Here is a 12310-nt window from a genome sequence, read left to right as displayed (position 1 = left end):
CCGGGTTACCGCCGCCTCACGTCAGCACCTTCACCCCGCCGAAACTGGTCACGCGGCCCTGCTTCAGCATCACGATCTGCGTCGCGAGCTGGCGCAGCTCGGCGGCGTCGTGGCTGACATAGACCATCGGCACGTTGGCTTCATCCCGCAGCCGCACCAGATAAGGCAGGATCTCGAGCTTGCGGCCCTCGTCGAGCGCGCCGAGCGGCTCGTCGAGCAGCAGCAGCCGCGGCTTCGACAGCAGCGCGCGTCCGAGCGCGACGCGCTGGCGTTCGCCGCCGGAGAGCTTTCCGGGCCGGCGATCGAGCAGCGCACCGATGTCGAGCAGGTCGACGATGCGCTTGTGCTGGGAGGCATCGGGCGGCAGGCGGTTCATCCGCCGTCCATAGTCGAGATTCTGCGCGACGTTGAGATGCGGAAACAGCCGCGCGTCCTGGAACACATAGCCGATGCGGCGGCGCCAGGCTGGGACATGGATGCCGGCCGCGGTGTCGTCGACGGTTTCGCCGTCGATCACGATGGTGCCGCGGTCCGGCCGCAACAGCCCTGCGATCATGTTGACCAGTGACGTCTTGCCGGCGCCCGAGGCGCCGAACAGGCCAATGGCACGGCCTTCGCTGGCGAAGGATGCATGCAGCGAGAATTCGCCGAGCTGCTTTTCGATGTCGACGCGCAGCATGGTCAGTTTCCGTGCAGCCGCGCGGTGGCGCGGCGGGCGAACCACTCGGCGGCGATCAACGCGCCCAGCGCCAGCACGATCGAGACGATCACCAGCCGTCCCGCCGCGGCATCGCCGTCCGGGGTCTGGATCAGCGAATAGATCGCCGAGGATATCGTCTGGGTCTCGCCGGGAATGTTGGAGACGAAGGTGATCGTCGCGCCGAACTCGCCGATCGCCTTGGCGAAGCCGAGCACCATGCCGGCGAGCACGCCGGGCAGCGCGAGCGGCAGCGTCACCGTGAAGAACACTTTCCAGGGCGCGGCGCCAAGCGTTTCGGCCGCCTGCTCGAGCCGGCGATCGATCGCCTCGATCGACAGCCGCATCGGGCGCACCAGCAGCGGAAATGCCATCACGCCGCAGGCCAGTGCCGCGCCGGTCCAGCGGAATGAAAAGACGATGCCGAGATGGTCGGCGAGGAAGCCGCCGACGAGGCCGCGGCGGCCGAAGGTCAGCAGCAGCAGATAGCCGGTGACGACAGGCGGCAGCACCAGAGGCAGATGCACGACCGCGTCGAGCAGCGACTTGCCCCAGAAATCACGCCGCGCGAGCAGCCACGCCAGCGCGATGCCGAATGGCGTCGCCACCAGCGTTGCGATGATGGCGACCCTGAGCGAGAGCAGGATCGCCGTCCATTCGGCGGGAGAGATGTCGGACATCAAGCCGCAGGCATCAAGTCGTGGGACTGACCAGGAACCTGAAGCCGTACTTTTCAAAAATGGACTTGGCCGCCGAGGAGCGCAGGAAGGCCAGATAGCCGCTGGTTTCACCCTTGGCGGTCATGGTCGCGGCGACGGGATAGACGATCGCGGGATGCGAAGCCGCCGGGAAGGTGCCGATGGTCTTCACGCCGGGCTCGACCTTCGCGTCGGTCGAGTAGACGATGCCGAGGCCGGCTTCGCCGCGGGCGACCAGCGTCAGCGCAGCGCGGACGCTCTCGGCCATGGCGAATTTCGGCTCCGCGGCCTGCCAGGCGCCGAGCTTCTCCAGCGCGGCCTTGGCATATTTGCCTGCTGGCACGGACTTGACGTCGCCGGTCGCGATCCTGCCGTCGCCGGCGAGCTTGGCGAGATCGAAGCCTTGCGCGATGTCGACGTTGTCGATCCTGGCATCCTTCGGCGCGATCAGCACGATGCTGTTGCCGAGCAGATTGACTCTGGAAGGTTCGTTGATGGTCTTCTTGGCGATCGCGTAGTCCATCCAGTCGGTATCGGCCGAGACGAACACGTCGGCCGGCGCGCCCTGCTCGATCTGCTTGGCCAGCACCGAGCTTGCCGCATAGCTGACGCTGAACTTGACGCCGGTCCTGGCGGTGTAGGCGGCGTCGATCTCGTCCAGCGCGTTCTTCATCGAGGCGGCGGCGAACACGGTGATGGTCTTGTCCTCGGCGGCGGCGGGCGAGAGGGCCGCGCCCGCGAGGATCATGAAGGCGGTGAAAAGTCCTGAAATGCGTAACATCGGGAGCGCTCCGTGCAAGTCCGCGCGCGGCAAGATGCACGCGCAAGTCTGGCGTTGGTTGGGTTGATGCGATGGGTGGAAGCGCTGCTCCACGGGGCCCGGCAGCGGCTTACGACCGGCAGGGATATCGCAAATGCGAAGATAGCAGGCTTGCGCCTCCGGTCAAAGGCGACCGTTGGTCTGACCGCATGACCCGGAAGACGCGCAGCGATTTTCCGGAAAGGTCATGCGCAAACAACAACGTACCCGTTTATTGCGCCGGCAGGATCGCAATGGAGACCGAATTTTCCTTGGCACCGCTGACCTGCAGGACGAAAGGCTGTGCCGACAGCTCGTATTTCATGGTCTTGCGGATGCCATCGCAATCGGTCGCGCCGCTGAAGTCCACAGGCTTGAGGGCATGCCCGTCCTGGATCACGTCGACCCAGGCGCCGGCCGACAGGCTGATCGTGTAGAGCCCGGCCTTCGGCGCCTTGATGCTGGTGAAGCCGGCAAAGGTGCCGTCCTTCGGGGCCCGCTCCGGCGGCGCGGGCAATTTCGCTTCGCTCGGGGCGACCAGCCCCAGCGTGATGGCCGATGCGGGCAGCGCAGCCTGCTCGCTTCCCGTGGCGAGCTTGGCGCGATCGGATGCGGTCAGCGCGGTGCGCTCGCGTTCGATCGGCCATTTGAACTTGTCGCAGCCGCTGGGCTCCTCGGCGGCGAAGGCGGAAGTCGCGCTGATTGTGAGCGCAGCGAGGAAGGTAACGGTGCGCATGTGAAATCCCATCGTTGGCCACGCGACGGCGCGAGGCTTGCGGTCAGGCTTGTTGGCAGATGGGATGCACATCCCGGGATGCCGCGGGCTTACGGCTCGGCGGCAAAGTGATCGTAGCGCATATAGGCGTTGCGAACCAATCAACTCGTTCGTCATCCCAGACAAGCGCGCCGCAATCACCGTTGTCCCGGACAAGCGCAGCCCCGAACAACGCGCAGCGTTGTCCGGAGCGGAGCGCCGATCCGGGACCCATAATCACAGGCGGGTGTGGTAACGGAGATTCGGAGTTACCAGCTCGCGCCACAACCACTCCCTGTGGTTATGGATCCCGGGTTCGCTTCGCGCCCCGGGACGACAGCGGTAGGTGAGGCGGCAGCTTTACACTACGGTTTCGCGTCGCCTGCGTGCAGCACCACCTTGCAGGCCGCGGGCATCTGCGCCAGCGTCATCGGCGGCTTCGGCTTTGGCGGCTCCGGCGGCGGCTTGGGGTGCAGCACCGCGTCGGAGAACCAGTAGGCGAGATCGGCGGGTTTGCAGCCTTCGCCGTCGGCCTGTGACGGCTGGCCCTCGCATTCGCCGGCCCCCGGCGGGCAGTGCATGCGGATGTGGAAATGGTAGTCATGGCCCCACCACGGCCGGATCTTCGACAGCCACGCGCGATCGCCCTTGGCCTCGCGGCACAACGCCTTCTTGATCGCGGCGTTGACGAAGATGCGCTGCACGGCGGGCTCCCGCGCGGCATCACGCAGCACCAGCACATGGCCGGGCGTGAACACCTTGGGATCGACGTCGAGCCGGTCCTGGCGCACCATCATCACCGCCGACATGTCCTCGCGCTCCTCGCGCGAGAGCCGGCGGCTGGGCATCGGCGTCAGCCAGATGTCGGCGTCGAGGCCGATCTGGTGGCTGGCATGGCCTGACAGCGCCGGCCCGCCGCGCGGCTGGGCGATGTCGCCGACCAGGATGCCGGGCCAGCCCGCGTCCTTGTGCGCCTTTGCCGCGAGCCGCTTGATCAGCGCGATCATGTCGGGATGGCCGTAGCTGCGATTGCGCGACAGCCGCATCACCTGCCAATGGTCGCCGTTGACCGGAATCTGCTCCGCGCCGCCGATGCAGCCCCTGGCGTAGGAGCCGATGACATGGGCCGGCCCCTTCGACGGCAGCAGCTTTCGCGCGAACAGCTCCTTGGCGGCCAGATCAGGGTCGTTCGGATTGGCGAGCGGCGGCAGCGGCTTCGGATTGGTGCTGCCCTTGTCCTGGGCCAGCGCGCCGCCGGCAGCCAGGAGAGCGAGCGAGAGCAGGAGGAGGGTGATGCTGCGGCGACTCATGCTGACGTCCTTATAGCCCAATGCGCCATCAGGGTTAAGAACGAGGCATTGAGCGGACCGCAACGTCGCGGCGCACGGTCGAAATCGCGTCTAAAATTGCCGCTTTTTAACGGCGCAATAACCGTATCCTGCATTGACCAAAATTCGTGCGTGGAGGGAGGAATATCTGCGGTTCGCATGCAATCGCGGGCAATTTCGGAACGGATTCAGGTGCGCGCGCAGTTTTGCGCCAGATCGCCCGTTGATTGCGATGCCGGACTCGGTCCGAAGGCGCTTGCCGCCGCAGCCGCGCCGCGCAAACAGGCAGCAAGGTGTGCTTCGCGCGGACCGCGGCCGGGCTAAGATTACTTTTTTTTCAGACACTTGCCTCAAGACTGCGGCCGCCGGGCGCGACTGGGACGAGTGAAGTTGAGTTTGGGGTCTCGAAAGACGAAAAAGCGAAAGCAAGACGCGCTTGTCCGCGCCGGCAGGAAGGCGCGCAAGCCGCGTTTCGCGTGCGCGCCGCGAGACCTTGTCGAGCGCGACGAAGTCCTGCGCGGCCGCGCCGAGGCGGAAGCCGCGATTGCGGAAGCGCGCAAATCCCATGAGCGCCTGCGCCAGGCCATCGACATCCTGCCGCAGGGCATCGTGTTCCTCGATGCCGAAGGCCGCTACGTCCTCTGGAACAAGAAATACGCCGAGATCTACAGCAAGACCGCCGATCTGTTCGAGGAAGGCGCGCGCCTCGAAGACACGCTGCGCATCGGCGTCGCCCGCGGCGACTATCCCGAGGCCGCCGGTCATGAGGACGAGTGGATCGCCGAACGTCTGCAAAAGCTCTATCAGCCCGGTGCGCGCCACGAGCAGAAGCTGTCGGACGGCCGCGTCATCCTGATCGACGAGCGCCTGACCGACGACGGCGGCGTCGTCGGCCTGCGCGTCGACATCACCGAATTGAAGCAGCGCGAGGCCTCGTTCCGCCTGCTGTTCGACGGCAATCCCGTGCCCATGATCGTCTGCGCGCTGGATGACGAGCGCATCATCGCCGTCAACGACGCCGCGGTCGCGCATTACGGCTACGGCCGGGCCGAGTTCGAGAGGCTGAAGATCCGCTCCCTGCAGGCCTTCGACAGCGAACCGCCCTGGACCGCCGACGCGGCCGGCGAGGAACAGGCCGGCCGCACCTGGAAGCATGTCAAGGCCGACGGGACGCTGATCGACCTTGCGATCTACTCCCGCGAACTGACCTATGCCGAGCGCCCCGCGGTGCTGCTCGCGCTGATGGACATCACCGAGCGCAAGCGCGCCGAGGCGCGGCTCGCCTTCATGGCCCAGCATGACACCCTGACCGGCCTGCCCAATCGCAGCCTGCTGCGGCAGCAGATGGACGAAATGCTGCTGCACACGCGGCGCGGCGCCGAGAAGGTCGCGCTCCTGATGCTGGGGCTCGACAATTTCAAGGCGGTCAACGATACGCTGGGGCATGCGGTCGGCGACAAGCTCCTGCGCGGTGTCGCCAAGCGGTTGCGCTCGACCCTGCGCGAAGAGGACGCGCTGGCACGGCTCAATTCCGACGAGTTCGCGATCGTGCAAGGCGGACTGACCCGTCCCGAGGACGCGGTGATGCTGGCCAAGCGCCTGCTGGAAGCCATCGCCGATCCCTATCTGCTCGACGGCCATTCCGTGGTGATCGGCGCCTCGATCGGCATCGCCATGTCGCCCGGCGACGGCGACGATTCCGAGAAGCTGCTCAAGAGCGCCGACATGGCACTGTCGCGCGCCAAGCTGGACGCGCGCGGCACCTTCGCCTTCTTCGAGGCCGCTCTGGATGCGAAGGCGCAGAGCCGCCGCAAGACCGAGGTCGAGCTGCGCGACGCGATCCAGAACGACGTGCTCCGTCCCTATTACCAGCCGCTGATCGATCTCCAGAGTGGCCGCATCACCGGCTTCGAGGCGCTGGTGCGCTGGCCGCATGCCGAGCGGGGCATGGTCTCGCCGGCCGAATTCATTCCGGTCGCCGAGGACACCGGCCTGATCAATCCGCTCGGCGGGCAGATGCTGCGCCGCGCCTGCCTCGATGCCGCGGCCTGGCCCGACCAAGTTCGCGTCGCCGTCAATCTGTCGCCGCTCCAGTTCCGCAGCGGCAATCTGCTCTCGGTGGTGACGGACGCGCTGAAACATTCCGGCCTGCCGCCGCGCCGGCTCGAGCTCGAGATCACCGAGACGCTGCTCCTGGAAAAGAGCGCGCAGGTGCTGGCGACGCTGCACGCGCTGCGCGCGCTCGGGGTGCGCATCTCGATGGACGATTTCGGCACCGGCTATTCCAGCCTCAGCTATTTGCGCAGCTTCCCGTTCGACAAGATCAAGATCGACCAGTCCTTCGTGCGTGACCTCGGCGCCAACCGCGAGGCGCAGGCGATCATCCGCTCCATCGTCAGCCTCGGCAAGAGTCTTGGCGTCACCATCACCGCCGAAGGCGTCGAGACCGAAGCCGAGCTGAGCTGTCTTCGTGCCGAAGGCTGCCACGAGGGCCAGGGCTTTCTGTTCAGCAAGGCCCGTCCCAATGCAGAGATCGTCAGCCTGCTCGCGGCACAGCGCGGCATCGACGGTGATCACGCCGCGATGGTGGCGTGAGCGGCGGTACTCCTTCAGAGTCATTCCTTCGCGCTCGCAAATATCTCGTTGTGAGGGACGCGCCGCTCTCTCCGTTAACCTCTCCCGCTTGCGGGAGAGGTCGCGCCGGAGGCGCGGGTGAGGGCTCTCTCCTCTAGGGGCTCGCCCGGAGGAGACACCCTCTCCCCAGCCCTCCCCCGCAAGCGGGGGAGGGAGCGCAGCACCGCTTGGGCTGCCATCAACTTCCCGCCAGGAGCGTCTTCCCCACATCCTCATAGTGCGCGTCGCGCGCCTGGATCTGCTGCGCGATGGCGTGCATGTCGCGGAAGCGGCGCTCGAACGGATTGCTGCGGAACACCGCGGTCGCGCCGGCCATGTGATAGGCCGTGTCGACCACGCGTGCGGATTGATGGATGGTCCAGGTCGCGGCGAGGCGGACCGCGGTCCGATGGGCCGCGCTGAATTCGCCGGTCGCAGCGAGGTCGCGCCACATCGCGTTCGCGGCCGCATAGAGATAGGCGCGGGCGGCACGCAAATCACCCTCGGTGCGGCCGATCAGCCCCTGGACCGCCCCGTTGTCGCGCATCGGGCCGACCGCCAGCGATTGGTGCTTCTCCCGTGCCAGCGTGATAGCGGCATCCAGCGTGGCGCGCGCGACGCCCAGCGACACTGCGGCAAAGCCGAGGCTGAAGGTCGAGCCGGTGCCGATCTTGTAGAGCGGGCCCGGCTCGCGCAGCGCCGACGGCACGTCGCGAAACGCCGTGAAGCGCTCGGGGATGAAGAGGTCGTTGACCTCGTAGGAGTCCGTGCCGGTGCCGGCGAGCCCGATCGCCTGCCAGACGTCGTGCAGGGTCGCGCGCGCAACCGGAAACAGGATGGTGCGCAGCTCCGGCGATCCATCGGCATTCCTGCGCGGCGCGCCGTCAGCGCCGACGATGCGGACATGTGCGCCCAGCCAGCTCGCCTGCCGCGAGCCCGAGGCGAAGTCCCAGCGCGCCGTGACGCGATAGCCGCCCTCGACGATGCGTGCCTCATGCGCGATCGCGCCCCAGGCGAGGATGCCGGGCGGGGTGTTGAAGATTTCCCGCGCGGTGTCCTGGTCGAGCCAGGCCGCGATCATCGCGCAGACACTGCACTGGCCGAGACACCAAGCCGTCGAGGCATCCGCCTTGGCGATTTCCTCCAGCATCTGCATGAAGGCTTCCGGCGCGGCCTGCGCGCCGCCGAGGCTCTGCGGCAACAGCGCCCGGTAGAGGCCGTTCTCGGTCAGCGCGGCCACGACGCCCGGCGTCAGCCGTCGGCTCCGCTCGATCGCGTCGGCTTCGCGAGCCACCAAAGGGGCGATCGCGCGCGCCCGCTCGACCAGGCCAAATCCGGAAAGCTCGGACATTCGCGCTTCTTCGCTCCTTCTGCCGTGAGCGGTAGAAGCCAGATGTTGATCCATTTGGCTGATGGGATCAAGGCGATGCGGTCGGTTGACCGCCGAGACCATCGTTCGGGAATGAGGGCTTCGCCGCTACTCCTGGTGGGCCCCTCGACGACGATGGCACCGCGGCGATGGCGTTCTGGACCATCGCAGCGCCGCAATGTACCTTCACCGGCTGCTTGAATTGACAATACTGCGGCGACCACGGTCACCCGGGCCGATCGGGTCAGCAAGCGCCGACGCGGCGAGACGCTCCGATGACGAAATGCAGTACGCGGAAGTGAAGTGGATGTCGGGCATACCGGCCCCCCTGAAGGAGCGCGATCTTCGGATCGATCTCTTTCGGGGCCTTTCCCTGTGGTGGATCTATATCAATCACATCCCGGAAAGCTATCTGAACCGGTTCACGCCCAAGAATTTCGGCTTCAGCGATGCGGCGGAGATTCTCGTATTCCTGTCCGGCCTTGCGTCCGGCATCGTATACGGCGACCTGATGCGTCAGTCCGGCTTTGCGGCCGCGAGCTTGCGCATGTTGCGGCGTTCGTTCGAAATCTATGTCGCGCAGATCATGACTGTCGTCCTGTTGCTGGCGGAAGTGGCGTACATCGCGGCATGGCAGCCCGACATGTTCGATCACGCCAACCTGGCCATCCTGCTGCAGGAGCCTGCAGAGACACTGCTTCAGGTGGCACTGCTGCGCTATTCCCCGGTCAATCTCGACCCTCTGCTCCTGATGGTCATACTCCACTTCGCGCTCATTCTCATCGTGCCGCTGACGATACGCGCCTGGCCGCTGGCCCTGACCGGATCCGTTGCGCTCTATGTTCTCGCCCATCAGTTCGATTGGTACATCCCGGCCTATCCGAGGGGGCAGCTCTATTTCAATCCGCTGAACTGGCAGCTGCTGTTCGTGATCGGCATCTGCTGGGGAGCAAACCGCGGCGATTGGCAGCTTGCCGTCCTCAATTCCCGGGCTCTTGCCGTTCTAGCGGCGGGCTACGTGCTGTTCTCGTTCGTGATCACCCTGGGCTGGCAGATCCACGCGATCGAAGCCTATGTGCCGGAGTGGCTGTCGCGCCTGATCTATCCGGTCGACAAGACCAATCTCGATATCCTGCGATTGCTGCATTTTGCTGCGCTCGCGCTGCTCTGCTGGCGCCTTCTTCCAAGCAATGCCAGCATCTTGAAAGCCGGAGCACTGCGGCCGCTGATACGATGCGGCGAATATTCGCTCGCGATCTATTGCGCCAGTGTTCTGCTGTCCTTCGCAGCTCATGCCCTGCTTAGCCTGGGCTGGAACAGCCTGGCATGGCAGACGCTGATCACTCTCCTGGGCCTGGGCCTGATGAGCGCGTTGGCGATATTGCTCGCCACCATCGATCGCGGCATGTTTCCCAATCTCAGGCCGTTGTAATTTCGAACACGAATGCGCAGGCGCATTGTTCCGGTGTCAGGCCGCGATGCGGCCGAGATCGAGCGATGGCCGGCGCCTGGTCGGGAAGCTCAGCGCCACCGCGACGGCGGCGAGGCCGATCGCGAACGAGCCGGCGTGCAGCCATGTGTAGCGCTGGAAATTGTCGAACACGAGCCCGCCGGCCCAGGGACCGAGCGCCATGCCGAGACTGGCGAAGGCCGACACGGCGCCGAACACCGTGCCCATGATGCGCGCGCCGAAGAATTCGCGGACCAGCACCGCATAGAGCGGCATCACCCCGCCATAGGCGAGGCCGAACACCACCGAGAGCGCGTAGAATTCGCCGAGCTGCCCCACCGCCAGATAGGCCGCGATGCACATCGCCTGCACCAGCAAGCCGCCGACCAGCACGGGCTTTGCACCGATGCGATCGGCAGCCGCGCCCAGCAGCAGGCGCCCGCCGAGGCCGGAGACGCCGGCCACGCTGTAGACCGTCACCGCCGTGAGCGGAGCGATGCCGCAGACCATCGCATAGGACACCATGTGGAAGATCGGGCCGGAATGCGCGGCGCAGCAGGCGAAATGCGCCGCCGCGAGCGCGATGAACTGCGGCGTGCGCAGCGCCTGCGCCGCGCTCAGCTCCACGTCAGGAGCGGCGTCCGCATTCGTGTTGCCTGCCGCTGCCGGAGCCGGACGCACCAGGAAGCAGGCGGGGATCAAGAGCGCCCAGGCAGCACAGCCGATCACCAGCATCGCGGTCCGCCAGTCATAGGCCGTGATCAGCCAGCTCGCGGCCGGTGCGATCGTCACCGGCGACACGCCCATGCCGGCGGAGACCAGCGCCACCGCAAGGCTGCGGTTCTTCTCGATCCAGGCGCTCGCGAGCGCCATCATCGGCGCGTAGAAGCTGCCGGCGGCAACGCCGATCAGGACGCCGAAGCTCAGCTGGAATTGCCACAGATGTGTGGCCTGGCTCGCGGTGACGAGGCCGAGCCCCAGCAGCAGGCTGCCCGAAAGCACCACGATGCGGGTGCCGAACCGGTCCGACAGCGCGCCCCATAGGAATGCGGCAAATCCCATGCAGAGGAAATCCAGCGTCGCCGCCGCCGACACGCCGGCGCGCGACCAGCCCATCGCCTCCGAGATCGGCTGCAGGAACACCGCCAGCGACAGCATCGTGCCGAACCCGACGCAAGTCATCAGCGCACCCGCGGCGACAACGACCCAGCCATAGTCGAAGCGTGATGCCTTGCTCATGCGTTTCCTCGGCGATCTTGGTTTTGTTGACGGTGCGCGGGAGGGATGGTGGCCTATCCGCAGGCGGAGGGCAAGGTTACTCGCAATACGCGGGCACAGAGCTTGCTATCCTGCAATTGCCATGATCTGGCATTCGGCGCGCCTGGTTAGGATGTGTCCTGTGCCGCGGTTACATGACCTCCGCGTGTCCGTTCCGTTTGCCACGTCCACCCGTAGGCCGAGATCAGACTCATGTAAGCCTGAAAATCCGTGCCGGTCATATTCAGCGAGCGGCTGCACTGTTGGATAGCTTCTTCATATTGACGGAGGTGCAAGTGTGCGACGCACAGAAGCCGCGCTGTGATGGTATCCTGCAAGACGGTCAGATTCGCGAGGTCTCCGTCGAACCGATCCGACCAGATGTCGCGGGCAGTCTGGAGATCGGTCAGAGATACGTTGACTCGCACCTGCTCCCCGTTGCGTCTCACCGCGCCCCGCACGGCCCAACGTATGCCGAGATCCGTCCCGAGCTGCTTCAAATCAATCGACTTCTTCTTGTAGGTCAAAGCGGTCTCGCGTCCAATAACGAGGGTGGCGGGCATTCTCGCCAGATCGGTCGTCAAATCTGTCGAGATAGAGTCGGCAAAGGAATCCTGCGCTTGATCGTCATTGAGGCTGGCGAAGGGCAACACGACGAGAGAGAGGCGAGGCGCGATCTTGGGCCCGACTGTCGGTTGTCCCCGGATATTTTGAGATTCTCGTTGGGCGTCGGCACGGACAGTCTTCCAGGCATTCCAGTATCCGGCAACGCCGCCGGCAATTGCGCCGATGGCGGCGACCGACGCCAACACGCTGCCGACGAGCTTTAAACGACGTCTGAGGTTCTCAAGCCGGCCGGTGAATCGCCGTTCGCCAACAGCGTTTGAAGAGGCAACCGGGACCGTAATGGCGGCGGTTCCCGGCCTCCGATCCTCATCGTACACAGCCCCCACGAAACGAAAGCCCTTTCGTGGAAATGTCTTGATAAGACGTTGTTGCTGACCGGAGTCACCGATCGCGCGTCGGACAGCGTTCAGCCGGGTCGTCAGCGCCGCATCGGATACGATCCGGCCATTCCAAATCGCGTTGACGAGATCGTCCTTGCTGGCGACGCGGTCCTTGTTGCGGATCAGATATTCGAGCAGATCGAGAACCTGGGGTGTCGTGGGCACGACATCGAGGCCGCGCCGCAATTCGCGTCGCTCGGTGTCAAACGCACAGTCCTCGAAGAAATAGCGCATGGCACCATTCCCCAAGCCCGCCCTCTACCCTCCGAGGGCGCGGGAGCAGTTACCTGACGACAATAGGCCTTCGGTACCGAAAATGTAAGCCGCGAACATCGGTC

The 12310-nt window shown here is 65.6% G+C and carries 10 protein-coding genes; 2 read left to right on the top strand and 8 right to left on the bottom strand.

Translation table 11 applies throughout. The features are described from left to right. Window positions 1-16: 16 nt before the first annotated feature. The 5 genes from modC to mepA form a co-directional block, all read right to left on the bottom strand. Complete coding sequence (gene modC, locus IVB23_RS18380; RefSeq protein WP_061882531.1) at window positions 17-679, bottom strand: molybdenum ABC transporter ATP-binding protein; 663 nt, start codon at window positions 677-679, stop codon at window positions 17-19. A 2-nt stretch (window positions 680-681) separates the two neighbouring features. Continuing rightward, the gene (gene modB / locus IVB23_RS18375) at window positions 682-1377 is read right to left on the bottom strand and encodes a molybdate ABC transporter permease subunit (RefSeq protein WP_061882530.1); all 696 of its coding nucleotides are present in this window, start codon (window positions 1375-1377) and stop codon (window positions 682-684) included. Window positions 1378-1390: 13 nt separating this feature from the next. Then, window positions 1391-2176: a molybdate ABC transporter substrate-binding protein gene (gene modA / locus IVB23_RS18370; RefSeq protein WP_061882529.1), complete on the bottom strand. Its 786-nt coding sequence runs from the start codon at window positions 2174-2176 to the stop codon at window positions 1391-1393. A 250-nt stretch (window positions 2177-2426) separates the two neighbouring features. Then, entirely contained in the window at window positions 2427-2930 is a 504-nt protein-coding gene (locus tag IVB23_RS18365) for a hypothetical protein (protein ID WP_247804552.1), read from the bottom strand. 383 nt (window positions 2931-3313) lie between these two features. Beyond that, window positions 3314-4258, bottom strand: coding sequence for a penicillin-insensitive murein endopeptidase (gene mepA, locus IVB23_RS18360; RefSeq protein WP_247804550.1), 945 nt, complete (start codon window positions 4256-4258; stop codon window positions 3314-3316). 414 nt (window positions 4259-4672) lie between these two features. Between mepA and IVB23_RS18355 the strand changes: the two genes are divergently transcribed. Further along, window positions 4673-6871, top strand: a complete 2199-nt coding sequence (locus IVB23_RS18355) for an EAL domain-containing protein (protein ID WP_247804549.1) — start codon at window positions 4673-4675, stop codon at window positions 6869-6871. Window positions 6872-7088: 217 nt separating this feature from the next. Here IVB23_RS18355 and IVB23_RS18350 read toward each other — a convergent pair whose 3' ends face one another. Next, entirely contained in the window at window positions 7089-8240 is a 1152-nt protein-coding gene (locus IVB23_RS18350; RefSeq protein ID WP_247804547.1) for an acyl-CoA dehydrogenase family protein, read from the bottom strand. Between the two features lie 301 nt (window positions 8241-8541). Here IVB23_RS18350 and IVB23_RS18345 point away from each other — a divergent pair, with 301 nt between their 5' ends. Beyond that, on the top strand, window positions 8542-9690 hold the full coding sequence (locus tag IVB23_RS18345; protein WP_247804546.1) for an OpgC domain-containing protein: 1149 nt from the start codon (window positions 8542-8544) through the stop codon (window positions 9688-9690). A 36-nt stretch (window positions 9691-9726) separates the two neighbouring features. Here IVB23_RS18345 and IVB23_RS18340 read toward each other — a convergent pair whose 3' ends face one another. Both IVB23_RS18340 and IVB23_RS18335 read right to left on the bottom strand, forming a co-directional pair. Further along, window positions 9727-10947: an MFS transporter gene (locus IVB23_RS18340; protein WP_247804545.1), complete on the bottom strand. Its 1221-nt coding sequence runs from the start codon at window positions 10945-10947 to the stop codon at window positions 9727-9729. A gap of 146 nt (window positions 10948-11093) precedes the next feature. Then, the gene (locus IVB23_RS18335) at window positions 11094-12206 is read right to left on the bottom strand and encodes a winged helix-turn-helix domain-containing protein (RefSeq protein ID WP_247804544.1); all 1113 of its coding nucleotides are present in this window, start codon (window positions 12204-12206) and stop codon (window positions 11094-11096) included. Window positions 12207-12310: the final 104 nt, after the last annotated feature.

This window comes from Bradyrhizobium sp. 191, from assembly GCF_023100985.1.
Lineage (GTDB): Bacteria > Pseudomonadota > Alphaproteobacteria > Rhizobiales > Xanthobacteraceae > Bradyrhizobium > Bradyrhizobium diversitatis.
This window is presented reverse-complemented; position numbering and strand designations above follow the sequence as displayed.